The 26,243-nt window shown below is 69.3% G+C and carries 24 protein-coding genes; 17 read left to right on the top strand and 7 right to left on the bottom strand.

All coding sequences use genetic code 11. The features are described from left to right. The 4 genes from K309_RS42570 to K309_RS0127595 all read left to right on the top strand — a co-directional run. A partial coding sequence (locus K309_RS42570) for a transposase (RefSeq protein ID WP_500784382.1) occupies nucleotides 1-270 on the top strand: 270 nt, incomplete at its 5' end. A 274-nt stretch (nucleotides 271-544) separates the two neighbouring features. Next, a complete protein-coding gene (locus tag K309_RS0127585) occupies nucleotides 545-1,924 on the top strand; it encodes an amino acid permease (protein WP_029049382.1) in 1,380 nt (459 codons plus the stop codon). Between the two features lie 91 nt (nucleotides 1,925-2,015). After that, nucleotides 2,016-2,984: a hypothetical protein gene (locus K309_RS0127590; protein WP_029049383.1), complete on the top strand. Its 969-nt coding sequence runs from the start codon at nucleotides 2,016-2,018 to the stop codon at nucleotides 2,982-2,984. Between the two features lie 2 nt (nucleotides 2,985-2,986). Beyond that, nucleotides 2,987-4,135 (top strand): glycosyltransferase, encoded by a 1,149-nt coding sequence (locus K309_RS0127595; protein ID WP_029049384.1) that lies wholly within the window; start codon nucleotides 2,987-2,989, stop codon nucleotides 4,133-4,135. A gap of 32 nt (nucleotides 4,136-4,167) precedes the next feature. Here K309_RS0127595 and hpnA read toward each other — a convergent pair whose 3' ends face one another. Beyond that, nucleotides 4,168-5,172, bottom strand: a complete 1,005-nt coding sequence (hpnA, locus tag K309_RS0127600) for a hopanoid-associated sugar epimerase (protein WP_029049385.1) — start codon at nucleotides 5,170-5,172, stop codon at nucleotides 4,168-4,170. 228 nt (nucleotides 5,173-5,400) lie between these two features. On the opposite strand from hpnA, the gene ispH reads away from it, so the two are divergent. Genes ispH through K309_RS0127630 form a run of 6 tightly spaced genes read left to right on the top strand, consistent with a single transcriptional unit; the run spans nucleotide 5,401 to nucleotide 12,147 of the window. Continuing rightward, nucleotides 5,401-6,426: a 4-hydroxy-3-methylbut-2-enyl diphosphate reductase gene (ispH, locus tag K309_RS0127605; RefSeq protein WP_029049386.1), complete on the top strand. Its 1,026-nt coding sequence runs from the start codon at nucleotides 5,401-5,403 to the stop codon at nucleotides 6,424-6,426. 21 nt (nucleotides 6,427-6,447) lie between these two features. Next, entirely contained in the window at nucleotides 6,448-7,629 is a 1,182-nt protein-coding gene (gene hpnH / locus K309_RS0127610; protein ID WP_029049387.1) for an adenosyl-hopene transferase HpnH, read from the top strand. A 15-nt stretch (nucleotides 7,630-7,644) separates the two neighbouring features. After that, nucleotides 7,645-8,862: a bacteriohopanetetrol glucosamine biosynthesis glycosyltransferase HpnI gene (gene hpnI / locus K309_RS37635; protein ID WP_035878476.1), complete on the top strand. Its 1,218-nt coding sequence runs from the start codon at nucleotides 7,645-7,647 to the stop codon at nucleotides 8,860-8,862. Continuing rightward, nucleotides 8,859-10,283, top strand: a complete 1,425-nt coding sequence (hpnJ, locus tag K309_RS0127620) for a hopanoid biosynthesis associated radical SAM protein HpnJ (RefSeq protein WP_029049388.1) — start codon at nucleotides 8,859-8,861, stop codon at nucleotides 10,281-10,283. Before hpnI ends, hpnJ begins: the two co-directional genes overlap by 4 nt. Nucleotides 10,284-10,330: 47 nt before the next feature. Beyond that, on the top strand, nucleotides 10,331-11,134 hold the full coding sequence (gene hpnK, locus K309_RS0127625) for a hopanoid biosynthesis-associated protein HpnK (protein WP_029049389.1): 804 nt from the start codon (nucleotides 10,331-10,333) through the stop codon (nucleotides 11,132-11,134). 8 nt (nucleotides 11,135-11,142) lie between these two features. Further along, complete coding sequence (locus K309_RS0127630; RefSeq protein ID WP_029049390.1) at nucleotides 11,143-12,147, top strand: lysylphosphatidylglycerol synthase domain-containing protein; 1,005 nt, start codon at nucleotides 11,143-11,145, stop codon at nucleotides 12,145-12,147. On the opposite strand, the gene K309_RS0127635 is transcribed toward K309_RS0127630, so the two are convergent. Then, entirely contained in the window at nucleotides 12,144-12,797 is a 654-nt protein-coding gene (locus K309_RS0127635) for an MlaC/ttg2D family ABC transporter substrate-binding protein (RefSeq protein WP_029049391.1), read from the bottom strand. The genes K309_RS0127630 and K309_RS0127635 overlap by 4 nt on opposite strands. Before the next feature lie 176 nt (nucleotides 12,798-12,973). On the opposite strand from K309_RS0127635, the gene hpnN reads away from it, so the two are divergent. Continuing rightward, a complete protein-coding gene (gene hpnN, locus K309_RS37640; protein WP_035878483.1) occupies nucleotides 12,974-15,616 on the top strand; it encodes a hopanoid transporter HpnN in 2,643 nt (880 codons plus the stop codon). Nucleotides 15,617-15,648: 32 nt separating this feature from the next. Next, the gene (locus K309_RS0127645) at nucleotides 15,649-16,479 is read left to right on the top strand and encodes an MlaA family lipoprotein (protein WP_029049392.1); all 831 of its coding nucleotides are present in this window, start codon (nucleotides 15,649-15,651) and stop codon (nucleotides 16,477-16,479) included. A gap of 19 nt (nucleotides 16,480-16,498) precedes the next feature. Here the strand turns inward: K309_RS0127645 and K309_RS0127650 are convergent, their stop codons facing one another. Then, a complete protein-coding gene (locus K309_RS0127650; RefSeq protein ID WP_029049393.1) occupies nucleotides 16,499-16,948 on the bottom strand; it encodes an FKBP-type peptidyl-prolyl cis-trans isomerase in 450 nt (149 codons plus the stop codon). Nucleotides 16,949-17,177: 229 nt separating this feature from the next. On the opposite strand from K309_RS0127650, the gene K309_RS0127655 reads away from it, so the two are divergent. From K309_RS0127655 to K309_RS0127665, 3 genes are all read left to right on the top strand, one after another. After that, nucleotides 17,178-18,503 (top strand): tetratricopeptide repeat protein, encoded by a 1,326-nt coding sequence (locus K309_RS0127655; RefSeq protein WP_029049394.1) that lies wholly within the window; start codon nucleotides 17,178-17,180, stop codon nucleotides 18,501-18,503. Nucleotides 18,504-18,585: 82 nt separating this feature from the next. Next, nucleotides 18,586-18,948 carry a DUF6152 family protein gene (locus K309_RS0127660; RefSeq protein ID WP_035878477.1) on the top strand — a complete coding sequence of 121 codons (363 nt, stop codon included), beginning with the start codon at nucleotides 18,586-18,588 and terminating at the stop codon, nucleotides 18,946-18,948. 15 nt (nucleotides 18,949-18,963) lie between these two features. Continuing rightward, the gene (locus K309_RS0127665; protein WP_029049396.1) at nucleotides 18,964-19,476 is read left to right on the top strand and encodes a DUF6644 family protein; all 513 of its coding nucleotides are present in this window, start codon (nucleotides 18,964-18,966) and stop codon (nucleotides 19,474-19,476) included. Between the two features lie 72 nt (nucleotides 19,477-19,548). Here K309_RS0127665 and copD read toward each other — a convergent pair whose 3' ends face one another. The 4 genes from copD to K309_RS0127685 are packed head-to-tail and all read right to left on the bottom strand — an operon-like array spanning nucleotide 19,549 to nucleotide 23,841. Next, nucleotides 19,549-20,472 (bottom strand): copper homeostasis membrane protein CopD, encoded by a 924-nt coding sequence (copD, locus tag K309_RS0127670; RefSeq protein ID WP_029049397.1) that lies wholly within the window; start codon nucleotides 20,470-20,472, stop codon nucleotides 19,549-19,551. A 9-nt stretch (nucleotides 20,473-20,481) separates the two neighbouring features. After that, complete coding sequence (gene copC, locus K309_RS0127675) at nucleotides 20,482-20,868, bottom strand: copper homeostasis periplasmic binding protein CopC (protein ID WP_029049398.1); 387 nt, start codon at nucleotides 20,866-20,868, stop codon at nucleotides 20,482-20,484. 43 nt (nucleotides 20,869-20,911) lie between these two features. Continuing rightward, complete coding sequence (locus K309_RS0127680; protein WP_035878478.1) at nucleotides 20,912-21,991, bottom strand: copper resistance protein B; 1,080 nt, start codon at nucleotides 21,989-21,991, stop codon at nucleotides 20,912-20,914. Between the two features lie 8 nt (nucleotides 21,992-21,999). Continuing rightward, complete coding sequence (locus K309_RS0127685) at nucleotides 22,000-23,841, bottom strand: copper resistance system multicopper oxidase (protein ID WP_029049400.1); 1,842 nt, start codon at nucleotides 23,839-23,841, stop codon at nucleotides 22,000-22,002. Between the two features lie 157 nt (nucleotides 23,842-23,998). Here K309_RS0127685 and K309_RS0127690 point away from each other — a divergent pair, with 157 nt between their 5' ends. Beyond that, nucleotides 23,999-24,691: a heavy metal response regulator transcription factor gene (locus K309_RS0127690; protein WP_029049401.1), complete on the top strand. Its 693-nt coding sequence runs from the start codon at nucleotides 23,999-24,001 to the stop codon at nucleotides 24,689-24,691. Continuing rightward, nucleotides 24,688-26,100, top strand: coding sequence for a heavy metal sensor histidine kinase (locus K309_RS0127695; protein ID WP_029049402.1), 1,413 nt, complete (start codon nucleotides 24,688-24,690; stop codon nucleotides 26,098-26,100). Before K309_RS0127690 ends, K309_RS0127695 begins: the two co-directional genes overlap by 4 nt. The last annotated feature ends 143 nt before the right edge of the window (nucleotides 26,101-26,243 follow it).

The raw sequence follows: 26,243 nt of genomic DNA on the forward strand, positions 1-26,243 counted from the left end.
AGAATGCTCAAACGTCGCCAGGCAGTCGAGCCTGTCATCGGTCATGTCAAAGCGGATCATGGCATGCGCCGGAACTGGTTGAAAGGCGAAATCGGTGACACTGTCCATCCGATCCTCTGTGCCGCAGGCTTCAATCTCCGTTGGCTGCTGCGGGCCATTGCCCGCCTCGGTATCCGCGGGCTTTTTTTCGTCTTAGCTTTGCTCACAGGGATGGCCCGGTTCGCCACCGATGCCGCCAATCGACTCAGCCCACATGCCGCAGTCGTTTGATGAGGGCCCAGAATCCTCCGCCTTTCAGTCACGCTGAGCTCTCAGACTGAATTTTTCAGGTCCGACTCATTAACCTGCCCGCTATTTTCCGTTCGCGGCATCTGGCCTGCCGCACACCCCATGACGGTTGAAGCGTCTCCGGCGCAAGCGGATTGCGCGGTATGACTGGATACCGCGCACGATGACGGCCCCGTTGCGAACGCGAAAATTTGCTGCTCCCGCCAGCCCCACAAGGGCCGGCGCGGCCATTCTGACCATACGGAGACAACGAAAGATGAGTGCAAGCGCAGAGCACCTGCAACGCGGCCTGGGCGAACGCCATATCCGGCTGATGGCGCTGGGTTCGGCCATTGGCGTGGGCCTGTTCCTGGGCGCCGGCAACGCCATCAAGATGGCCGGCCCCGCCATCATGCTGGCCTACCTGATCGGCGGCGCGATGATCTTCCTGATCATGCGCGCGCTGGGCGAGATGGCCGTGCACAACCCCGTGGCCGGCTCCTTCTGCCGGTACGCGCAGGACCACATGGGCCCGCTGGCGGGCTACCTGACCGGCTGGAACTACTGGTTCCTGTGGCTGGTGACCTGCGTGGCGGAGATCACCGCCGTGGCCATCTACATGGGCATGTGGTTCCCCGACGTACCGCGCTGGATCTGGGCGCTGGCCGCGCTGGCCGCGATGGGCTCGGTCAACCTGATGGCGGTCAAGGCCTATGGTGAGTTCGAGTTCTGGTTCGCCATGATCAAGATCGTCACCATCGTGCTGATGCTGTTCGGCGGCGGCGCGATGATCATGTTCGGCTTCGGCAATGGCGGCGTCGCCACCGGCATCTCCAACTTGTGGGCGGACGGCGGCTTCATGCCGAACGGCGCCTCGGGCGTGCTGATGTCGCTGCAGATGGTGATGTTCGCCTACCTGGGCGTGGAGATGATCGGCCTGACCGCCGGCGAGGCGCGCAACCCGAAGAAGTCGATCCCGGACGCGATCAACTCGGTGTTCTGGCGCATCCTGATCTTCTACGTGGGCGCGCTGTTCGTGATCCTGTCGCTGTACCCGTGGAACGAGATCGGCGCGCAGGGCAGCCCGTTCGTGCTGACCTTCGAGCGCCTGGGCATCAAGACCGCCGCCGGCATCATCAACTTCGTGGTGCTGACCGCGGCGCTGTCGTCGTGCAATGGCGGCATCTTCAGCACCGGGCGCATGCTGTACAACCTGTCGCTGCAGGGCCAGGCGCCGGCGGCCTTCGCCAAGGTCGACCGCAACGGCGTGCCGCGCCGGGCGCTGCTGGTGTCGATCACCGCGCTGCTGTGCGGCGTGCTGCTCAACTACCTGGTGCCGGAAAAGGTGTTCGTCTGGGTGACCGCGATCTCCACCTTCGGCGCGGTCTGGACCTGGGCCATCATCCTGGTCACGCAGATCAACTTCCGCCGCAGCCTGTCGGCGGCCGGGCGCAAGGCGCTGGCCTTCCGCATGCCGTTCTGGCCGTATGGCTCGTACATCGCGCTGGCCTTCCTGGCGCTGGTGGTGGCGCTGATGGCCTACTTCCCGGAAACGCGCGTGGCGCTGTTCGTGGGCCCGGGCTGGCTGGTGCTGCTGACGATCTGCTACTACGCGCTGGACATGCGCTCGCGCGGGCCGGTCAGCTACCGCGCGTGACGCTGCCGCAACGGCACGCGCGGTGCGCGCGACGGCGCACCCCGCTACAATGGCCCCGGGCAATCCACCGCCAGGGGGCCGAATGTCCGAGATGCCTGACACCTGCGCCGCGCCGCGCCGCAACAGCGCGGCCGACGCCGAAGCCCGCGCCGTCGCGGTGGCCGCCACCGTGGCGCGTACCGCCGTCGAGCAGGCCGACCACGCCATGCGCCACTGGACCGACCCCACCCCGGGGCCGGTGCGCATCGGCTCCGCGCAGCACCTGCAGATGTTCTGCAACATGCTGCTGCAGACCCACAACCCCTACAAACCCGCCGTCATCGACTGGCCCAGGCTGTCGCCCGAGGCGCTGCATCGCGTCACCTCGCTGCCGATCTGGGACATCGCCGTGCAGACCGAAGGCCGCGCCTCGGTGCGCGTGAAGACCTTCGCCGGCACGGTCGGAGAACCGCTGCTGCGCAGCGCGCTGGAGATGGATGGCGGCGAGGAGGCGCGCCACAAGGTGGTGCTGTCGAAGCTGGTCGAGGCCTACGGCATCGCCCTCGCCCCCGAGCCCGGCTACCCGCCGCCGGACGATCCCGAATGGGGCTGGCTGGTGACCGGCTACAGCGAGTGCATCGACAGCTTCTTCGCCTTCGGCCTGTTCGCCGCGGCAAAGCGCTCCGGCTTCTTTCCGCCTGAGCTGGTCGAAACCTTCGAGCCGGTGATCCAGGAAGAAGGCCGCCACATCCTGTTTTTCGTCAACTGGGCCGCCTGGTACCGGCGCAACCTGCCGTGGTGGCGCCGACCGCTGTTCGCGCTCAAGGTGGCGCGGGTGTGGGCCTTCCTGGTGTGGGAGCGCATCGGCATCGCGCGCGGCATCGACGCCGACGGCGTGGCGCAGGACGCCAGCTTCACCATGAACGGCTCCGGCGCGCTGGGCGAGGCGCTGACGCCGGGTGCCATGATCGACCTGTGCCTGGCAGAGAACGAACGCCGCATGACGGGCTATGACGCGCGCCTGCTGCGCCCGGAAACCGTGCCGCGGCTGGCCCGCCTGGCGCGCCGTCTCGTGAAGTAGCCATGGATACCGGGCTGGCGCTGTCGTGCCTGACCCTGGCGGTCTGGTGCGGGCTGCTCTGGCTGCGCGCCGGCTTCTGGCGCGTACACAAGCCGGCCGCCGCACCGGCGCCGGCGCAATGGCCGGAGGTGGTCGCCATCATCCCGGCACGCAATGAATCGGCGGCGATCTCACGCGCAGTGGCGGGCGTGCTCGGCCAACGCTATCCGGGACGGCTCACGCTGGTGGTGGTCGACGACCACAGCCAGGACGGCACCGCCGATCTCGCCCGCGCGGCCGCCGCAACTACCGCACGCCCGCAGGCGCTGTCGGTGATCGGAGCGCGCGAGCTGCCGGCCGGCTGGAGCGGCAAGGTCTGGGCCCAGTCCGAGGGGCTGGCCGAGGCCGACCGCATCGCCCCGCACGCGCGCTATGTCTGGCTGACCGATGCCGACATCTGGCACGGCCCCGGCGTGCTGGCATCACTGGTCGCGCGTGCCGGGCACGAGCAGCGCGACCTGGTCTCGCTGATGGTGCGGCTGCGCTGTGAATCGGCGTGGGAACGGCTGGTCGTGCCCGCGTTCGTGTTTTTCTTTGCCAAGCTCTACCCCTTTGCCCGGGTGCGCGACCCGCGCTCGCGCGTGGCTGCCGCGGCGGGCGGCTGCATGCTGGCCCGGCGCTCGGCGCTGGCGCGCATCGGCGGCTTTGCCGCGATCCGCGCCGAGCTGATCGACGACTGCAGCCTGGCGGCGCGCATCAAGGCCGGCGGCGCGATCCGGCTGGACCTGGCCGACGACAGCCTGTCGCTGCGCCCCTATGACGACTGGCGCAGCCTCTGGGACATGATCGCGCGCAGCGCCTATACCCAGCTGCGCTACTCGCCGCTGCTGCTGGCGGGCGCGGTGGCAGGCATGGTGCTGACCTACCTGGCGCCGCCGGTGCTGGCGTTGGCCGGCGGCTGGCGGCTGTGGCCGGCGTGGCTGGCATGGGGCACGATGGCGTTTGCGTACCTGCCGATGCTGCGCGAGTACCGCCAGCCGGCATGGCTGGCGCCGCTGCTGCCGGTAACGGCGCTGTTCTACCTGGGTGCGACCATCGACTCGGCGCGGCGCTACTGGCTGCGGCGCGGCGGGCAGTGGAAGGGGCGTGCGCAGGCGCCGGTGCGGTCCTGAGCCGTGCCGCTCATTTGCCTCTCATTTGCCTCTCATTTGCCTAGATATCCCTGCGCGCGAAACCACGCCAGCGCGTCGCGCAACCCTTCGCGGTACCCGCGCGGCGCATAGCCCAACTGCTGGCGCGCCTTGTCCGACGTGAAGAACATCCGGTAGCGCGACATATTGAGCCCGTCCACCGTAATGAACGGCTCCCTGCCGGTCATCCGCGCCACGGCCTCCGCCGCATGCGCCAGCGGATACAGGGGCCAGCGCGGCAGTTGCACGGTAGGCGGACGCCGGCCGCACAGCTCGGCGATATCACGCAGCATCTGCTGCAGCATCACGTCATCGCCGCCCAGGATGTAGCGCTCGCCGGCGCGGCCGCGCTCCAGCGCCAGCAAGTGGCCCTCGGCGACGTCATCCACATGCGCCAGGTTCAGCCCGGTATCGACAAAAGCCGGGATCTTGCCGGTCGCCGCCTCGACGATGATGCGGCCAGTCGGCGTGGGCCGGACGTCGCGCGGGCCGATCGGCGTCGAAGGATTGACGATCACCGCGGGCAGGCCGCGCTCTGCCACCAGCCTTTCGACCACGCGCTCGGCCAGCACCTTGCTGCGCTTGTACGCGCCGATGGCCTCGTGCGGCTGCAGCGCCGCGGTTTCGTCCACCGGCGCCTGCGCGCCGGCGACGCGCAGCGTGGCAACGCTGCTGGTATAGACCACGCGCTCGACGCCGGCGCGCTGCGCGGCCTCCATCACCGCCAGCGTGCCGTCGACATTGGTGCGCACGATCTCCTCCGGATCGGGCGCCCATAGCCGGTAGTCGGCGGCAACGTGGAACAGGTAGCGCACGCCCGGCAGCGCGGCGGCCACGGCGGCGGCGTCGCGCATGTCGCCCTCGGCCACCGTCACCGGCAGGCCGGCAAGGTTGGTGCGCGGACTCCGCGGGCGTACCAGCACGCGCACTCTGAAACCGCGCGCCAGCGCCTGCCGCGCTACCGCCGAGCCGAGGAAACCCGAGGCTCCTGTCACCAGCACGTCATCGTTTCTCGTCATAAAGCCGTTTTCCCGGTGAGGCACAAGCGCCGCAAAGGCGGCCGGAAGCCGCCGCAGTCCGGCCCGGCACGGCGCTGCCAGACAAAGCGCGCGTGTCGGGTATATAGTAACCACCGTGCGACGGAAATGTGATCCTGATGAATCTCCGGTGCGGCGCCGGCTCGCGGATCGCAAATCCCGCCATCCCAATTGCTGAAACCCGTTGCAAAGGGTCAGGGGGTCTACTCTATGCAGGTGATTCTGGCTCAGCCCCGCGGCTTCTGTGCCGGCGTGGTGCGCGCGATCGAGATCGTCGACCGCGCCATCGCCAAGCACGGCGCGCCGGTGTTCGTGCGGCATGAGATTGTGCACAACAAGCACGTAGTAGAGGGATTGAAGGAAAAAGGCGCGCGTTTTGTCGAAGAACTCGACGAAGTTCCGGCCGGCGCCGTGACCATCTTCAGTGCGCACGGCGTTTCCCGCGCGGTGGTCGCCGATGCCAGCCAGCGCCAGCTGCATGCTATCGACGCCACCTGCCCGCTGGTGATCAAGGTCCACACCCAGGGCCGCCAGTACGCTGCCAGCGGCCGCACCGTGATCCTGATCGGCCATGCCGGCCATCCCGAGGTGGAAGGCACCATGGGCCAGATCCCGGGCAAGGTGATCCTGGTGCAAAACGAAGCCGAGGTCGGGCAGCTCGACCTGCCGCCCGAAACGCCGGTCGCCTACGTCACGCAGACCACGCTGAGCGTCGATGACACCCGCAATATCATCGCCGCGCTGGCCCGCCGCTTCAGCAACCTGGTCGGCCCCGATACACGCGACATCTGCTACGCGACGCAAAACCGCCAGAGCGCCGTGCGCGACCTGTGCAAGCTGGCCGACGTCATCCTGGTGATCGGCGCGACCAACAGCTCCAACTCCAACCGCCTGCGCGAGATCGGCACCGAAAGCGGCGTGCCCAGCTACCTGATCGCCGACGGCGGCGAGCTGGATCCGGCCTGGGTGCGCGATGCCAACGTGGTCGGCATCACAGCGGGCGCCTCGGCTCCCGAGGAAATGGTCGAGGACGTGATCGCCGCGTTGCGCAAGCTGGGCCCCGTCGAGGTCACCACCATGGCCGGGCGCGAGGAGCATGCCGAATTCCGCCTGCCCGCCGAACTGGCCGACGTCAGGCCATCCGCGGCGCCGCGCAAGGCTGGCAAGGCCGCCGCCCGCACCGAGACCGACACCGCGCCTGCCGCTGCCGGCACCAACGAGAATATCGCCGGCTGAACCTAACAAGAGGAAGCTGCCTTGGCCATTCCGTTCCTGCAGGTCGCCCGCGTGGGCGCCTACATCGTCGGCAAGCACCTGTCGCGGCAGAAACGCTACCCGCTCGCGCTGATGCTGGAGCCGCTGTTCCGCTGCAACCTGGCCTGCTCGGGCTGCGGCAAGATCGACTATCCCGACCCGATCCTGAACCAGCGCCTGTCGGTGCAGGAATGCCTCGATGCGGTCGACGAATGCGGCGCGCCGGTGGTCTCGATCGCCGGTGGCGAACCGCTGCTGCACAAGGACATGCCGGAGATCGTGCAGGGCATCGTCGCCCGGCGCCGCTTCGTCTACCTGTGCACCAACGCGCTGCTGATGGAGAAGAAGCTGGACCAGTACCGGCCCAGCCCGTATTTCATCTGGTCGGTGCACCTGGACGGCGACCGCGAGATGCACGACCGCTCGGTGTGCCAGGAAGGGGTCTACGACCGCGCCGTGGCGGCGATCCGGCAGGCCAAGGAACGCGGCTTCCGCGTCAACATCAACTGCACGCTGTTCAACGATGCCGAGCCCGAGCGCGTGGCCAGGTTCTTCGACTCGGTCAAGGCGCTGGGCGTGGACGGCATCACCGTGTCGCCGGGCTATGCCTATGAGCGCGCGCCCGACCAGCAGCATTTCCTGAACCGCGGCAAGACCCGGCAGCTGTTCCGCGACATCCTCGGCCGCGGCCGCGCAGGCAAGAACTGGGCCTTCAGCCAGTCGACGCTGTTCCTGGACTTCCTGGCCGGCAACCAGACCTACCACTGCACGCCGTGGGGCAACCCGGCGCGCACGGTGTTCGGCTGGCAGCGGCCGTGCTACCTGGTCGGCGAGGGCTATGCCAAAACCTTCCGCGAGCTGATGGACGAGACCGACTGGGACGCCTACGGCACCGGCAACTACGAGAAGTGCGCCGACTGCATGGTTCACAGCGGCTACGAGGCCACCGCGGTGGCGGATACCTTCGCCCACCCGCTCAAGGCGCTGGGAGTGAGCCTGCGTGGCGTGCGCACCAGCGGGCCGATGGCGCCGGACATTGCGCTGGACCGGCAACGGCCGGCGGAATACGTGTTCTCGCGCCACGTCGAGATCAAGCTGGAGGAAATCCAGCGCGCGAAGCCGTCCGCCAATCAGGTCCATCCACCCCGGCCGGCGGCCAACGCCAACGGCGCCGCCACGCACTGATCACGGGGCCTGGCCATGCTCGCGGCTATCCTGACCGGCGCTGCGCTCACCTGCGTGTCGGCCGGCTATGCGCTGGCCGCGGCGTGGGTGTCGCGCCGGGCACTGCCTGCCGGCGCGAGCAGCGTAGCGGTGCCGGTCAGCGTGCTCAAGCCGCTATGCGGCGCGGAACCGCGGCTCTACCGCAACCTCGCCACGCTGTGCCGGCAACGGCACGACCAATTCCAGCTGGTATTCGGCGTGCGCGCCGCAGACGATCCCGCGATCGACTTGGTAGCACGGCTGCAACGCGATTTCCCCGATTGCGATATCGCGCTGGTCGTGGATGCGCGCATTTATGGCAGCAACCTCAAGGTCAGCAACCTGGTCAACCTGTTTGCGCTGGCCAAGCATGACTGGCTGGTGGTCGCCGACAGCGATATCGCCGTGCCGCCAGACTACCTGGCGCGCGTGACAGCGCCACTGGCCGATGCCGGCGTCGGCGTGGTCACCTGCCTCTATCGCGGCCGGGCCAGGGGCGGCTTCTGGTCGCGGCTGGGCGCGCAGTTTATCGATGAGTGGTTCGCGCCGTCGGTGCGGATCGCGCATGCGGGCGGGTCGCGCCGCTTTGCCTTCGGGGCGACCATTGCGCTGCGGCGCGAGACGCTGGTTGCAATCGGAGGCTTCGAGGCATTGGCAGACCGGCTGGCGGACGATTTCTGGCTGGGCGAACTGACGCGGCGGCTGGGGTTGCGGACGGTGTTGTCGGATGTGGTGGTGAGTACCGATGTCACCGAAGACCGCCTTGCCGAACTGTGGCGGCATGAACTGCGCTGGCTGCGGACGATCCGGTCGCTGAATCCGTTGGGCTTTGGCTTTGCGTTTATTACCTTTACCTGGCCGATGCTGGCGCTGGGGCTTTGGCTGGCGCCGCTGCCGTGGGTGGTTGCGGTGGCGGTCGCTGGTGTGATGGGCCGCAGCGTGCTGGCAGGCAATTGTGCCGCTGCGCTGCGTGCGCCGTTGCGGGATGCGTTGCTGCTGGCAGGCTGGGCAATGGCGCTGGCCGGCAAGCGTGTGCAGTGGCGCGAGCAGGTGCTTTCCGTACGCGACATGCAGCACTCCGGCCGAGCGCCGGCCCTCTCCCACAACCCCTCTCCCGCGTGCGGGAGGGGGGCGGGGGAGAGGGCAGGCGCGTCCACGAGCCCCTCCCCTGACACCCCACCTTTCACCGGCATCCACACCAAGAGGCCGCTATGAAAAAAACCCTGTTCCTCCAGGCCCCGTCCTTCGACGGCTTCGACGGCGGCGCCGGTTCGCGCTACCAGGCCAAGCGCGAGATCAAGTCGTTCTGGTACCCCACCTGGCTCGCGCAACCCGCCGCACTGGTGCCCGGCAGCCGCGTGCTCGACGCGCCCGCCGACGAGCTGACGGTGCAGCAGACGCTCGATATCGCCGCCGAGTACGAGCTGGTCATCATCCACACCAGCACGCCCTCCTTCCCCACCGACGCCAAATTTGCCGAGGAGCTGAAGCAGCGCAAGCCCGGCGTGATGATCGGCATGGTCGGCGCCAAACCCGCGGTCGATCCCGGCGGCACGCTCGGCGCCAGCGACGCGATCGACTTCGTCTGCCGCGAGGAATTCGACTACACCTGCCAGGATGTCGCAGCCGGCAAGCCACTCAAGGACATACCGGGGCTGTCCTACCGGCTGCCGGACGGCTCACTCGAACACAACGGCCAGCGCCCAATGATCGAGAACATGGACGAGCTGCCCTTCGTGGCGCCGGTCTACCAGCGCGACCTGAAGATCGAAAACTACTTCATCGGCTACCTGAAGCACCCATATGTGTCGATCTACACCGGCCGCGGCTGCCGCTCGCGCTGCACCTTCTGCCTGTGGCCGCAGACCGTCGGCGGGCACCGCTACCGCACGCGCTCGGCCGAAAGCGTGATCGCGGAGGTGAAATGGATCAAGGAGAACATGCCCGAGGTGAAGGAGATCATGTTCGACGACGACACCTTCACCGACTTCAAGCCGCGCGTGGAAGAAATCGCGCGCGGGCTGGGCAGGCTGGACGTGACCTGGTCGTGCAATGCCAAGGCCAACGTGCCGTACAGCACGCTGAAGATCATGAAGGAGAACGGCCTGCGCCTCCTGCTCGTGGGCTATGAGTCGGGCGACGACCAGATCCTGCTGAACATCAAGAAGGGCCTGCGCACGGACATCGCGCGCCGCTTCACCGAGGACTGCCGCAAGCTCGGCATCCAGATCCACGGCACGTTTATCCTGGGCCTGCCCGGGGAGACGCGCGAGACCATCGAGAAGACCATCGAATACGCCAAGGAAATCAATCCGCACACCATCCAGGTGTCGCTGGCCGCGCCCTACCCCGGCACCACGCTGTACCGGCAGGCGGTCGACAACGGCTGGCTGGAAGAGAACAAGGTCATCAACCTGGTCAACGACCAGGGCGTGCAGCTGGCCGCGATCAGCTACCCGCACCTGTCAAAGGAGGAGATCTACCACGGCGTCGAGACCTTCTACAGGCGCTTCTACTTCCGCCCCGGCAAGATCTGGGAAATCGTGCGGGAAATGCTGGGAAGCTGGGACATGATGAAGCGGCGCCTGCGCGAAGGCGTGGAGTTCTTCCGCTTCCTGCGCTCGCACGAGGCCTGATCCTGGCACCCGACGCGCTACAGGGCCCCGATGCATCGCAGCGCGCGCTGATCGTCACCGCCGACGACTTCGGCCTGCATCCTGCCGTCAACGAGGCAGTCGAACTGGCCCACCGCGACGGCGTGCTCAATGCCGCCAGCCTGATGGTGGGTGCGCCGGCCGTGGCCGATGCGGTCGCGCGCGCACGCCGGCTGCCGTCGCTGCGCGTCGGCCTGCACGTGGTGCTGGCCGACGGTCCCGCCACGCTGCCGCGCGCGCAGATCCCGGCGCTGGTCGATGCGCGGGGGCGCTTCGGCTCGGCCATGGCGCTGGACGGCTGCCGCTTCTTCTTCCTGCCGCACGTGCGGCGCCAGCTGGCAGCCGAGATCCGCGCGCAGTTCGACGCCTTCGCCGCCACCGGGCTGCCGCTGGACCATGTCAACACGCACAAGCATTTCCACCTGCACCCGACCGTGCTCGCGCTGATCCTGTCGATCGGCCGCGACTACGGCCTGCGCGCCATGCGCCTGCCGCGCGAAGCCCGCGCGCCGCTGCTGCTGCGGCCGTGGCTGGCATTGCTGCGCCGGCGCCTGGCCCGCGCCGGTATCGCCCACAACGACTACGTGGTCGGCATCGCGCGCAGCGGGCAGATGGATGAAGCGGCGCTGCTCGATGCGCTGGCGCGGCTGCCGGCCGGCGTGGGCGAAATCTACCTGCACCCGGCGGTGGTGTCGGGCGAGACCATCGCCCCGTCGATGCGCGGCTACCGCCACGCCGACGAACTGGCCGCGCTGCTGTCTCCGCGCGTGCGCGCCGCGCTGCAGCGTGCCGCCACGCGGCGCGGCGGCTTTGCCGACGTGCTGCCGGCCTGATCCCCGACATGAAGCGCATCGCCATCCTCACCGGCCTGCTGGGCCTGCTGGCCCTGACCGTGCTGGTGGTGCGCCAGGGGATCGGCGACATCGCCGCCATTGTGGCCCAGGGCGGCTGGCCGCTGCTGGCGCTGGTGCCGCTGCATGCGCTGCCGTTGCTGCTCGATGCGCAGGGCTGGCGCGTGCTGCTGACCTCGGCCGATCCCGACGAGAACGCTGGCCTGGGCTTCCTGTGGTGGATCGCCACCGTGCGCGAGGCCGTGAACCGCTTGTTGCCGACGGTCAGCGTCGGCGGCGAACTGGTCGGCATCCGCCTGACGCGGCTGCGCATCCGCGATACCACCGCGGTCGCCGCCAGCGTGGTGGTCGAGGTGATGACCACGCTGTTCGCGCAGTACCTGTTCTCCGCGCTGGGCGTGCTGGTGCTGGTCGCGGCGCTGCAGGACGGCGGGCAGGCCTGGGTCATCCTGGCCGGCCTGCTGCTGTCGCTGCCGGTGCCGGTCCTGTTCGCGCTGTCGCTGCGCTACAGCGCGGTCTTTGAAAAGCTGGAAGGCGCGGCACGCCGCCTGTTCGGCGAGGACAACCGCGTGGTGGCCATGATCGACGGCGCGCGGCTGGATGCCCATATCCGCGCACTCAACCGCCGCCGCAACGAACTGGTGAGCGCCGTATTGTGGCAACTCGCGGGCTTGGTCACCGGCACGCTGGAAGTGTGGTTCGCGCTGATGCTGCTTGGCCACCCGGTGCCCTTCTGGCATGCGCTGGCGATCGAGGCGCTGACGCAGGCCGCGCGCAATGTGGCGTTCTTCGTGCCGGCGGGGCTCGGCGTGCAGGAAGCGGTGGTGATGCTGCTTGGGCAGGCGCTGGGGATGGATGCGCAGGTCTCGCTGGCGCTGGCGCTGGTCAAGCGCGCGCGCGAGGTGCTGTTCGGCGTGCCGGCGCTGCTGTCCTGGCAGTGGGTGGAGCTGCGGCGCTGGCGCCGCGGCCGCGCGCGCGCGGCGGAGAACGCCTAGCTGGCCGCGTTTTGCCGGGCGTTGTGCGTGGTCAGGTAATTCACCAGCCCGTCCACGCCGCTACGGGCAACGATATCGGCGAACTGCTTGCGATAGACCTCGATCAGCCACGCGCCCATCATGTTGATGTCATAGATGCGCCAGCCGGCGGCGGTGCGCTGCAGCCGGTAGTCGATCTGCATCTCGTCGGCGTTGTTGATCACGCGCGTCTGCACCACCACGTCGGTGGCGCCACTGCCGGCCTTGACCGGCTGGTAGCGGAACCTGACGCTCTGCTCGCGCAGCTGCGCCAGCGATACCGCGTAGCTGCGCACCAGCAGCGTCTCGAACTGCTCGTAGAGCTGCTTCTGCTGCTCCGGCGTCGCGCTGCGCCACGCGCTGCCGACCGCCAGCCGCGTGGTGCGCCGGAAGTCGGCATAGGGCAGGAACTGCTTCTGCACGACCGCGGTGATCTTGCCGAGATCGCCGGCACGCGTATCGGGATTGGACTGGATGGTGCCGATCACGCCCTCGACCGCGGCCTGCACCAGCCGCTCCGGGCTCGCGCGCAGGTCTGCGGGCTGGACCGCCTGGGCATGCGCCGTCGCAACCATGACCACCGCCGCAAGCGGTGCAAGCGGCACCAGGGGAAGCAAAGCGTAACTCTTCATGGATCTCGTGCAGGAAGGACAGTGGAGCCGCGCCTGTGGCGCATGGCTTTCTCGCGCGCTCGGCAAGTGCGCGGCCAGTATAGCGGAACGGTCCCGCCCCAACTCCGCCCCGCATGCCGCATGCGCCACGCCGCCAGCCGATATACTCGCGGTTCGTGCTCCTTCCGGATCCGCCCATGCTGACTTCGCTGCTGACACGCATCGTCCGGTTCGCCACGGCCTGGCCCTGGCGGATCATCATGCTGGCGGCAGTGCTGACCGCGGCCAGCGGCGTCTACGTGGCGCGCAACTTTGCGATCAATACGGACATCAGCCGCCTGCTTGAATCAGACGCGCCGTGGGCGCAACGCGATGCCGCCATCGCCAATGCCTTCCCGCAACGCAACCAGCTGATCCTGGCGGTGGTCCAGGCGCCCGCGGCGGAACTGGCCGATGCCGCCGCCGATGCGCTGGCAGAGGCGCTGCGCCGCCAGCCGGCGCGCTTCACCGCGGTCAGCCAGCCTGGCGGCGGGGCGTTCTTCGCGCGCAACGGGCTGCTGTTCGCCAGTCCCGACGAAGTCCGCCAGTTGTCGCAGCAACTCGTGCAGGCGCGCCCGCTGGTCGGCGCGCTGGCGCACGACCCCACGCTGCGTGGCCTCTCGGATACCCTCACCACCATGCTGACGCTGCCGTTGCAGATGGGCCAGGTCAAGCTTGGCGACATGGCGAAGCTGCTCGGCAGCAGCGCGCAGGCACTGGACCAGGTGCTGGCCGGCAAGCCCGCGGCGCTGTCGTGGGCCGGACTGGTCGACGACAGCCTCAAGCCCGGCCCGGACGGCCATGCCTACAGCTACGTCTCCGTCAGCCCGGTGCTCGACTACAGCGACTTGCAGGCCGGTGCCGCAGCCTCGCGCGCGATCCGGCAGGCGGCCGCAGACCTGCAGCTGGCGCAGCGCTACCAGGCAACGGTGCGGCTGACCGGTCCGCAGGCGCTGGCCGACGATGAATTTGCCTCGGTCAGCGACGGCGCCGTGCTCAACGGTGTGCTGACCGTGCTGGTGGTGGTGCTGATCCTGTGGCTGGCGCTGCGTTCGGCGCGGCTGATCGTGGCCGTGCTGGCAAGCCTGTTCGCCGGGCTGCTGATCACCGCGGCGCTGGGGCTGGCCATGGTGGGCGCGCTGAACATGATCTCGGTGGCGTTCGCGGTGCTGTTCGTCGGCCTCGGCGTGGACTTCGGCATCCAGTTCGGCGTGCGCTACCGTGCCGAGCGCCATGACCGCGACCATGCGGTCGAGGCGCTGGGGATGGCCGCGCACGCGGTCGGCGCGCCGCTGGCGCTGGCTGCGGCCGCGACCGCGGCGGCGTTCTTCTGCTTCCTGCCGACCGACTACCGCGGCGTGGCCGAGCTGGGCCTGATCGCCGGCGTCGGCATGATGGTCGCGTTCGCCACCACCTTCACGCTGCTGCCGGCGCTGATCAGCGTGCTGCGGCCCGGTGGCGAAGCCGAGGCGCCCGGCTTTGCCTGGCTGGCGCCGGCGGACCTGTTCTTCGAGCGCTACCGCAAGCCGGTGCTGCTGGTGACGCTGCTGGCCATCCTCGCCGGCGCACCGCTGCTGCCGAACCTGCGTTTCGATTTCGACCCGCTGCACCTGAAAGACCCGCAATCGGAATCGATGGCGACGCTGCTGGCGCTGAAGGACGCGCCGCAGGCCGGCACCGAGGACGTCAGCGTGCTGGCGCCGTCGCTGCAGGCGGCGCGCGACAGCGCCGCCCGGCTCGCGGCCTTGCCGGAGGTGGCGCGCGCGGTCACGCTGCAGAGCTTTATCCCCGACGACCAGCAGCCCAAGCTGCAGGCGATTGCGCAGGCGTCGGCCGCGCTGATGCCGGCGCTCGCGCAGCCCACCGCCACGCCCGCGAACGACACCGCCCGCGTCAATGCGTTGCGCAACGCGGCGCGCCAGCTCGCCATCGCCGCCGACGAGCATCCCGGCCCCGGCGCGGCCGAAGCCGCGCACCTGTCGGCTACGCTGAAGAAACTCGCCGGAGCCAACGCCGCCACGCGCGACCGCGCCGAGCGCGCCATCGCGCTGCCGCTGCAGCTGGCGCTGGCCCGGCTGAAGCTCGCGCTCAGCCCGCGGCCGGTCACCCGCGAAACACTGCCGCCGGCGCTGGTGGGCGACTGGGTCACGTCCGATGGCCGCGCACTGGTCAGTGTCAGCCCGAAGCTGGCGCCGGCAGGCAGCGCGCAGCGCGAGGCCTCGCTGGACCGCTTTATCGCCGCGGTGCAGCGCGTGGAGCCTGCCGCCACCGGCGGCCCCATCGCCGTGCGCGGCTCGGCCGACACCATCATGACGGCGTTCGCGCAGGCCGGCGCCTGGGCGGTGCTGTCGATCACGCTGCTGCTGTGGATCACGCTGCGCCGCTTCGGCGACGTGCTGCGCACCCTGGTGCCGCTGCTGGTGTCGGCCGTGGTCACGCTGGAGCTGTGCGTAGTGTCCGGCATTGCGCTGAACTTCGCCAACGTGATCGCGCTGCCGCTGCTGCTGGGCATCGGCGTGGCCTTCAAGATCTACTACGTGATCGCCTGGCGGCACGGCAAGACCAAGCTGCTGCAATCGAGCCTGACGCATGCCGTGCTGTACAGCGCCGCCACCACCGCCACCGCCTTCGGCAGCCTGTGGCTGTCGCACCATCCGGGCACCGCCAGCATGGGCAAGCTGCTGGCGCTGGCGCTGTTGTGCACGCTGGTGGGCGCGGTGTTCTTCCAGCCGATCCTGATGGGCCGCCCGCGCGAAGAGACGCGTCCCGGCCAAGACAAACCCGCCGCGCCCGCCCCCTGAGCGTTCACGACTTGCCGCGCCCTTTTTGTACGATGCCTTTCCGCACCCGCCCGCGCTCGCCTGCCATTTCCCTTGCCACCACTGCCGCTGCCGCGGCCCTGCTCGCCGGCTGCGCCACCGGCCCGCAGGCCAACCCGGACGATCCGCTCGAACCGATGAACCGCGCCGTGTTCACGGTCAACGACAAGCTCGACCAGTACGTGGCCAAGCCGGTCGCGCAGGGCTACAAGGCGGTCACGCCGGAGCCGGTGCGCACCGCCGTCAGCAACTTCTTCTCGAATCTTGCCGACGTGGGCAACTTTGCCAACAACCTGCTGCAGGGCAAGGGCGTGGCGGCAGCGGAAAGCTTTATGCGGGTCGCGGTCAATTCCGTGCTCGGGCTGGGCGGGCTGATCGATATCGCCACGCCGGCCGGCCTGGAAAAGCGTTCGCAGGATTTCGGGCTGACGCTGGGCACATGGGGCGTGCCGTCGGGGCCGTACCTGGTGCTGCCACTGTTCGGCCCGAGTTCGTTCCGCGACGGCGTAGGCCTGTATGTGAATTTCCAGTTCGATCCCATTACCTATGCCGAACCGGCGGTACGGAATTCGCTGTTTGCCGCCAACGTGGTCGACGTGCGCACCAACCTGCTGGGCGCGACCGACCTGCTGGCGCTGGCGGCGCTGGACAAGTATGCGTTCGTGCGCGACGCGTACCTGCAGCGCAGGCGCTACCTGCTGGGGGAAGGCACGGCGCTGCCCGACTATGGCGACGAGGACGACGCGGACAACGCGGACGGCAAGGACAAGGGCGACAACAAGGAAAGCAAGCCGGCCGCGCCAGCCGCTGCGCCGGCGCCGACGCAGCCGGTGGCGCCGCGCTGACGCGGCGCCTGCGCCCGGATCAGCTGCCGATACCCAGCAGCACCACCTCGAACGTCAGCGTCGCGTTCGGCGGGATCGTGCCCGGCACGCCGCGCGCGCCGTAGGCCGTCGAGGCCGGGCAGGTCAGCTTGGCCTTGCCGCCCACCTGCATCGCCTGCACGCCTTCGGTCCAGCACGGGATCACGCGGTTAAGCGGGAACGAGATCGGCTGGCCGCGCTTGAACGAGCTGTCGAACTCGGTGCCGTCGGCGAGCGTGCCGCGGTAGTGGACCTGCACCGAGTCGGTGGCCTTGGGCGAAGCGCCGGTGCCCTTGACCAGGTGCTGGATGGTCATGCCCGAAGGCAGCGTCTGCGGCGCCGCGGGAGCGGCGGGGGCAGCGGGCGCGGAAGCCGCCGGCCCCACCGCCATGGCAGAAGCAGCGGCGCAGGCAAGGGTCAGGGAGCCGACAAGAAGCGCGAGAGTTTTCATGGGAAAGGCCATCGTGTTGTCGTGGCGTGGAGATGAATGGGGTACGGCAGTGTAACTTAGGCCGGCATCCCGCTTGCCCGCCAGCGCCCGATGGCGCACAGGCGGCCTGCGCCATGCGACGTATGCGGCGTATGTGCCGGATTGCGACACGGGTCCCGTTGCATGCACCGTTTTGCGGTCTACGATGATTCTGACAGTCCCGGCGCGGCCGGGCCGCACGGAGGATGCCATGGCATTGACGGACTCAAGGGATCTCGCGGTCTCCACCCAAAACGCGCACTCGGTCGCGCTGTACGAAACGGCACTGCGACTGCTGAATGGCTTCTACGGCGACCCGCTCGGCGTTATCGACACCGCGCTAGACGCCGATCCCGGCTTCGCCATGGGCCATGCCTTGCGCGCCGGCCTGATGCTGACCGCCGGCGACGGCACGGCCGAGCCCATGCTGCGCGACAGCGTGGAAGCCGGCGAGGCGCTCGCCGGGCTGAACGAGCGCGAGCGGCGCCACCTGGCCGCGGCGCGCGCGTGGCTGGACGGCGAGTTCGAGCGCTCGCTGCGGCTCTATGGCGAGATCGTGGTCGACTACCCACGTGACCTGCTGGCGATCCAGGTGGCGCACCTCGGCGACTTCCTGCTGGGCCAGTCGTCGATGCTGCGCGACCGCATCGCGCAGGTGCTGCCGCACTGGGACGACCGCATGCCGGGCTACGGCTACCTGCTCGGCATGCATGCGTTCGGGCTGGAGGAAACCCAGCTCTATGGCCGCGCCGAGGAAAGCGGCCGGCGCGCGCTGGAACTGAACCCGCGCGACCCGTGGGCCGTGCACGCGGTGGCGCACGTGATGGAGATGCAGGGCCGGCTGGACGACGGCATCGCCTGGCTGAACACGCGCCGCGAGGATTGGTCCGAGGACAACATGCTGGCCGTGCACAACTGGTGGCACCTGGCATTGTTCCAGCTCGAAGCCGGCAACACCGACGACGTGCTGGCGCTGTACGACGCCGAGATCAGCCGCCCGGCGCCGGCGATCGCGCTGGATCTGGTGGACGCGTCCGCGCTGCTGTGGCGGCTGCACCTGCGCGGCGTCGACGTGGGCACGCGCTGGCAGCCGGTGGCGGACGACTGGCTGGGCCGCGGCGCGGCCGGCTACTACGCCTTCAACGACGTCCACGCGGTGATGGCGAGCCTGGGCGCGCACCGGCCTGCGGCCGTCGACCAGTTGCGCGCCGCACTCGAGCGCGCCGCACTGGGCAACGGCACCAACGCCATGATGGCGCGCGACGTGGGCCTGCCGGTGGCCGATGCGCTGATCGCGTTCGAAGAGGGCGACTACGCCGGCGCGATCGACCTGCTGCTGCCGGTGCGGCTGATCGCCCATCGCTTCGGCGGCAGCCATGCGCAGCGCGACGTGATCGGCCTGACGCTGCTCGAGTCGGCGCTGCGCGCCGGCCGCCGCAGCCTGGCCATCGCGCTGACGGCCGAGCGTGCCGCGCTCAAGCCCATGAGCCCGAGCCTGCACCGGCTGGTGCAGCGCGCGGACAGCTGCCGGCCGTGACGCGGGCCTGCGAGGCGGTCCAGCGCCGCCTATACTGCACCTGACCCAGCACCCTGCGCAGCAACTGACCGGAGTCCGCCCCATGCCGAACCGCTTCCGCTCGCTGATCCTCGCCGCCAGCGCCACGCTGGCGCTGGCCGCTGTACCGGCCCTGGCCCACCACGGCTGGTCGACCTACGACGAGACCAAGCCCCTGACGCTGACCGGCAAGATCGTCGAGAGCCACTACGAGAACCCGCACGCGCACATCCGCATCGATGCGGGCGGCAAGCGCTGGCTGGCCATCCTCGCGCCGGTGTCGCGCATGGAAGCGCGCGGCGCCACCGCCGACAAGGTCGCCGTGGGCCGCGAGGTGACGCTGGTCGGCTATGCCAGCAAGGAAAAGGCCGACGAGCTGCGCGCCGAGCGCATCACCGTGGACGGCAAGACCGTCGAACTGCGCTGAGCCGCCACGCGCGCCATGGCGGCACTGCTGGCGCAATGGGGTGAATGGGCCGCCGGCCTGGCGCGGCTGCCATTCGCAGCCGCGCTGCGCTCCTCCGCGTGGGCCTACCCGGCGGTGGAGATCGTCCATCTCGCCGGCATGGCGCTGCTGTTCGGCTCCATCGTCGTGGTCGACATGCGCCTGGCCGGGCTCGGGCGCCGGCTGCCGGTCAGCCTGCTGCTGCGCCACGCACTGCCGTTCACGGTAGCGGCCTTTGTCGCCGTCGCCGCCAGCGGCGTGTTGCTGTTCATGGCGCATGCGGACGAACTGGCCACCAATCCCGCCTTCCTCGCCAAGCTGTGCCTGGTCGCGCTGGCACTGCTCAACGTCGCGTGGTTCCACACCGTGCCGTACCGGCGTCTGCATGACAGCCGGCTCGGCTGGGACGTGGAGCGCGCGCCGCCGGCCGGCGCGCGCATCAGTGCCATCGTGTCGGTGGTGACGTGGGTGCTGGTGATCTGTGCCGGGCGCCTGATCGCCTACGTCTGAGGGGGGACGCCCCACGCGCCGGCCGGCGCCGGAACCGCACCACCCGGCAACCGGCCGAGGAGGAGGACTGGATCAGCTCATTGCGGGCGACAGCGTGCCCAGGGCCGCGACCAGCGCCAGCACCGCCGTGCCCGCAGCCGCTTCCAGCGCCACGCTGCGCCGCAGCGCGAGCACCGCCTTGGCGGGCTGGCCCGCTTGCAATGCCTGCGCCAGCCGCGGCGCGTGGCGGAAACGATTGGCCGCGGCCAGGGCCAGCATCGACATGAACAACGCGAGCTTGGCGGCCAGCAAGCCACCGTATGCGGTGACGGAGAAGTCCGGCAGCGCGGCCCCGACCACGAAACCGTAGTTCAGCGCGCCGGTCAGCACCAGCGTGACAACAATGCCGGTGCCGATACGGGCGAAGCCGTTGGCCGTGCGACTGAGCAGCGACCACGCGGCGGCATCGGATCCCGGCCGTGCCCGCGACAGCAGCACGAAGCCGGCCAGCGCACCGGCCCACGCGCCCGCGGCAAGCAGGTGCGCGGTGTCGGCGGCCAGGTGCACGTAATGGCCGACGCCCTCGCTCATCGCACCGTGGCCGCCCCAGGGCAGCGATGCCAGCGCCGCCGCCGACAGCATCGCCAGCAATACGGCCTGCGCCACGGGCCGCGCGCGCAGCGCCAGCACCGCTGGCAGGCACAGCACCAGCGCCGCCACGCGCACCGACCACGCCATGCCATACGCCGTGCCGGTCAGGATCATGCCGAAGACATCGCGGTCCAGTGCGGCGTACGACGCCGCGCCGCTCATCGTCCTGGCCATCACCACCAGCGCCGCGAGGGAAAGCACGGTGCCGGCCAGCGCGCACCCGAGCGCAATGGCGCGGCACTGCGCGGCAAACCGCGCACCGTGTTCACCGCGCCGCAGACCGGTCAGGCAGAACAGCGGCAGGCCGAACGCCAGGCCCAGCACGATGTAGAGCGCCAGGCGCAGCGCGACGGCGAGCCAGTCCATGACCCGCCATCACTTGACGGTGAAGGAGAAATTGCCGGTGACGGGATGCGTGTCGGCCGACACGGCGCGCCATTCGACGCGGTAGCTGCCAGCGGGCAGCGGCTGCGCCGGCGTGATCACCATGGTCTTGGGGTCGCTGCTGGCGGACACCCTTGCTGCCATCTTCATCGGCGCGTGGTTGGCCATGCCGGGCATGCCGGTCATCACCAGGTTGGCGCCGGAGAACTGCGTGACGAGGTCTTCCGAGAAGGTCAGCTCGATCTTCTGCGGCGCGGCCACCTCGGCCTTGTCGGCGGGCAAGGACGTCACCAGCCTGGGATGCGCGAGGGCCGCGCTGCTGGCCAGCGCGGTGGCCGCGGCGGCAAGGGTGGCGATCAGGGGGCGCTTGATTCGCATGGCACTGCTCCGTATTGGTAAGGGGAAAAAAAATCGCGGCTGCTCAGAACCACATGCGCACGCCGGCCACGAAGCGCGTCTCGCCGGCGCGGCCGCCGGCGGTGCGGATCATGTCCGCCGTGTTGCCGAAGGCCTGGTAGCGCTCGACGCCGATATACGGCGCGAACTGACGGGTGAACTCATAGCGCAGGCGCACGCCCACGGTGCCGCTGGACAGGCCGCTGCCGATGCCGGTCTCGGGGTCGTTCTTGCCGTACAGGTTCGCTTCGATGCGCGGCTGCAGGATCAGGCGCTGGGTCAGCAGCAGCTCGTACTCGGCGGCAAGCCGCAAAGCAGTGCGACCGCTGGTGCCGACGTAGGCGGTGGCATCGACCTCGAACCAGTACGGCGCCAGCCCCTGGATGCCGAATGCCAGCCAGTTGCGCGCGGGGCGGCCGCTGCCGGCATCGTTGCGCAGGCCCAGCTGGGTATCCCAGTAGCTGGCCACGGCATGACCCCAGAGCAGTTCCGTGCGGGCCTCATGCATCTTTCCCTTCGCGGCCTCGCCTTCGGCCTTCAGCACGAGCTTGTCGTAGCTGTTGCCGAACCACGCCTGCGCCTCGTAGGCCGCGGCGTTTTCACCGCTGGCATGGGCCCACTCAAGCCGGTCGACCAGCACCGAGGCGAACAGGTGCTCGTCGGCCATCATCAGCTGGCGCTTGTCGCCCAGCGCGTACTTGCCGGTGCCGAGCTGGTAGCCACCGGAATACGCGTGCGGATCGCGCGCATCGGGCGGGGCGCTGCCGCCCTGCATCTTCATGTCGCCGTGATCCATCGCGCCGGATTGCTGCATCGGCTGCGTGGACTGCATGGGTTCCATGGACTGCACGGGCTGCATGGGCTGCATGGGCTCCATGGGCTCCATGGGCTGCATCGGCTCCATGCCTTGCATCGGGGAGGCGTCTTGCGCCGGCTCACCATGACCCTGGTGCTCCTGCTGCGCCTGCTGCGCCTGCTGGCCTTGATGGCCCTGGTGGCCCGCATGCGGATCCTGTGCCGACGCGGCACCCATCGCAGCCAGTGCCAGCACGGCGGCAGCGACGCGGGTGGCGGGCCTGGCCAGCGAACGGGAAGTCTTCTTCATTACCGTCATCACGCCACCACCACTTCGCGGAACATGCCCGCATCCATATGCATCATCAGGTGGCAATGCCAGGCCCAGCGTCCCAGCGCATCGGCGGTGACGAGGAAGCTGATGCGCTGCGCCGGCTGCACGGCGATGGTGTGGCGGCGCGCCTGGAAGCTGCCGTCCGGCGCTTCCAGTTCGCTCCACATGCCGTGCAGGTGCATGGGGTGCGTCATCATGGTGTCGTTATGCAGGATCACGCGCAGCCGTTCTCCGTACTTGAAATAAACCGGCGTCGACTTGCCGAACTCCACGCCGTCGAACGACCACGTGTAGCGCTCCATGTTGCCGGTCAGGTGCAGTTCGACTTCGCGGCCCGGGCCGCGCGGGTCCATCGGGCCGCCGATGGTGTGCTGGTCAGCCAGCGTCAGCACGCGCCGGCCGTTGTTGCGCAGGCCGATGCCGGGATCGTCGAGGTTGGTGCGCGCCATGTCGACGCGCATGTCGGTGCCGGCGCCATACTCGGTGCGGGCATGGCGCGCAACCTTGCTCGGCACCTTGAGGGACGGCTCGGCCGCCATCGTGGCCATGCCGTGCTGGCTATGGTCCATGCCGTGCTGACTGTGGTCCATGCCGTGCTGACTGTGGTCCATGCCATGCGCTCCGCCATGGCCCGTGCCCCCCATGTCGCCCATCATGTCCGCCATGCTCAGCCACTCCGGCTTGTCGGGCGCGGGCACGGGCGCCGACAATCCTTCGCGCACGGCCAGCGTGCCGCGCGCATAGCCGGTGCGGTCCATCGCCTGCGCGAAGACGGTGTAGGCGTCGTCCTGCGGCGCGACCACGACGTCGCAGGTCTCGCCGGGGCCGAAGCGGAATTCGTCGACGGTGACCGGTTCCAGATCCTGCCCGTCGGCCTGCACCACGCGCAGCTTCAGCCCCGGGATACGCACGTCATAGAAGGTATTGCCCGAGCCGTTGATAAAGCGCAGGCGCACGGTCTCGCCGCGGCGGAACAGCCCGGTCCAGTTGCCGGCCGGCGTGACGCCGTTGGTCAGGTAGGTCAGTGTGGTGCCGGACAGGTCCGCGAGATCCGTCGGGCTCATCCGCATCTGGTTCCACATGCGGCGCTTGTCCAGCGCCTGCCTGATCCCGTCACGCGCCGCGTCGCGGAAGAAGTCGACGGCGGTAGGCTGGTTGTAGTTGTAGTAGTCGCTCTGCACCTTGAGCTTGGTCAGCACCCGCATCGGGTCTTCGTCGGTCCAGTCGGACAGCAGCACGGTGTAGTCGCGGTCGGCGTGTCCGTGCTCACGACCCGCGGCCGGGTCGATGACGATGCCGCCGTAGACCCCGGTCATCTCCTGGAAACCGGAGTGCGAGTGGTACCAGTAGCTGCCCTGCTGCGCGACCTTGAAGCGATAGGTAAAGGTCTCGCCAGGGGCGATGCCGGCAAAGCTGATGCCCGGTACGCCGTCCATCCCGAACGGCAGGATGATGCCGTGCCAGTGGATCGAGGTCGCCTCACGCAGCCGGTTGGTGACGCGGATGGTGACGGTGTCGCCTTCGCGCCAGCGCAGCGTCGGGCCCGGCAGCATGCCGTTGATGGTGGTCGCCACCGTCGGCTTGCCGGTGAAGTTGACCAGCGACTCGCCGATCACGAGGTCGAACTCGGTGCCGCGCAGCACCGGCGCGGTTCCTGCCGCCGCGGCTGCGGTGGCGCGGTCGGGCGTGCCGGCCAGCGCGCTGGTGCCGCCAAACCCCGCCAGCCCGGCGACCACGCTGCCGGCCACCAGTCCCTGGACGAAACGGCGGCGTGGCAAGTCGGGAGGCGTGGGCAGCAAGAGGCCCGTAGGTCGGTGGCGTCGCATGGCTTCAAGTTGTCGATCAAGGCAAGGCAAGCGTAGCCAGCGCCACCCTACCCTCGCCTGACCGGAACATGACAATCCGGTAATCTTCCGGTCATGTTCACGCGCGCCGCGCGCGCGTAGAGTTGCCGCAACCATCGAATACAAGGAATCCGGGCCGATGAAACTGCTGGTAGTGGAAGACGAGTCCAAGACCGGGGAATATCTTCGCCAGGGCCTGACGGAAGCAGGCTTTGTCGTCGACCTGGTGCACAACGGGCTGGACGGCCAGCACCTGGCCATGACCGAGCCCTATGACCTCGTCATCCTCGACGTGATGCTGCCGGACATGGACGGCTGGCGCATCGTGCAGGCACTGCGCGCCGCCGAAATCGCCGTGCCGGTGCTGTTCCTGACCGCGCGCGACAGCGTGGCCGACCGCGTCAAGGGGCTGGAGCTGGGCGCCGACGACTACCTGGTCAAGCCCTTCGCCTTCTCCGAACTGCTGGCGCGCGTACGCACTCTGCTGCGCCGCGGCGGTGCGCAGATGGCGCTCGACCGGATCCAGGTGGCCGACCTTGTGCTCGACCTGGGCCGCCGGCGCGCCACCCGCGCCGGGCGCCGCATCACGCTGACCAGCAAGGAGTTCGCGCTGCTCGAGCTGCTGGCGCGGCGCCGCGGCGAAGTGCTGCCGCGCTCGCTGATCGCCTCGCAGGTGTGGGACATGAACTTCGACAGCGACAGCAACGTGATCGACGTGGCCATCCGCCGCCTGCGCGCCAAGATCGACGACGGCTTCGAGCCGCGGCTGATCCAGACCGTGCGCGGCATGGGCTACGTGCTGGAGGAGCCCGACCCGGAGGCTGCAGCATGAAGGCGCGGCTGTCGCTGACGGCGCGGCTCACGATCCTGTTTTCGCTGTCGTCGGCGGCGGTGCTGCTGGGGCTGGGCGTGCTGATCTGGCTGGCGATGGACAGCCATTTCGCCGACGAAGACTATGCCGTGCTGGACGACAACGTGCGCCTGGTCCGCAAGATCGCGGCCGAAGGCCCGATGGCGTCGCTGCCGCAGCGGCTGGGACAGGCACTGGAGCACCATCCCGGCTTCGTCGCCGAGGTGCGCAACGCAGATGGCCAACGCGTGTACGCCACGCACGGTTTCGATTTCGGCCCCGCGCAGGCCACTGCCGCGGCGCTGCCGGCGGACCGCGATACCTTCGCCTGGGAGCAGCGTGGACAGGCCTACCGCGGCTTGCGCGCCGCGGCGCAGGTGCCGGGTGCCGGCGCGCTGCGCATCGTGGTCGGCATGGACACCGCACTGCATGCGCACTTCATGCACGCGTTCCGCCAGTCGCTGGCCCTCTACACCGCGCTGGCGGCACTGGCCAGCGGGTTGCTGGGATGGTGGGCGGCGCACCGCGGACTCGCGCCGCTGCGCACCATGGCATCGCGCGCGCGCACGGTCACCGCGCAAAAGCTCGACGAGCGCATGCCGGTGGAGGCGGTGCCGGTGGAAATGGCCGACCTGGCCGCCACGCTCAATGCCATGCTGGCGCGGCTGCAGGACGACTTCAGGCGCCTGTCGGAATTCTCGTCGGACCTGGCGCATGAGTTGCGCACGCCCATCACCAACCTGATGACGCAGACCGACGTGGTGCTGTCGCAGCCGCGCGATGCGGCCAAGTACCGCGAGGTGCTGGCGTCCAACGCCGAGGAGCTGCAGCGGCTCTCGCGCATGGTGTCCGACATGCTGTTCCTGGCCAAGATGGAACACGGCATCACGCTGCCCAGCGCCGAGCCCATCGCGGTCGAGCAGGAAGTCGCCGCGCTGTTCGACTTCTACGATGCGCTGGCGGAGGACAAGGGCGTGCAGCTGCGGCAGCACGGCAGCGGCCGCATCACCGGCGACCGGCTGATGGTGCGGCGCGCGCTCAGCAACGTGCTGTCCAACGCGCTGCGGCACGCCACAGCGGGCAAGCCGATCATGGTGACGATCGCGTCGCGCGCCGACGCGCAGGAAGGCGCGGAGGCGCTGGATATCGTGGTCGAAAACGAAGGCGAAACCATTCCGCCCGAATTCCTGCCGTCGCTGTTCGACCGCTTTTCGCGCGCCGACAAGTCGCGCGCGCGGCCGGATTCGGAGGGCACCGGCTTGGGCCTGGCGATCACGCAGGCGATCATGGCCGCGCACGGCGGCGCCATCGCCGCCGAGTCGGCCGCGGGCAGGACGCGCTTCGTGCTGACGTTCCGCGCGCGGCGCGAACCGGATACCGTGCGGGCGTGATGCCTGCAGGCTGCACGGCGCGCAAAAAAAAACCGCCCGAGCCAGTAAGGCCGTTGGGGGAAGCTGGCAAGGGCGCAAAAGCCGCCGGATGCGGCTCCAGCGGCGGTTCGATGCTACGCAATTCCGCCCTGCTCGAATGGCAA

Source organism: Cupriavidus phytohabitans, from assembly GCF_000426345.1.
Classification (GTDB): Bacteria; Pseudomonadota; Gammaproteobacteria; order Burkholderiales; family Burkholderiaceae; genus Cupriavidus.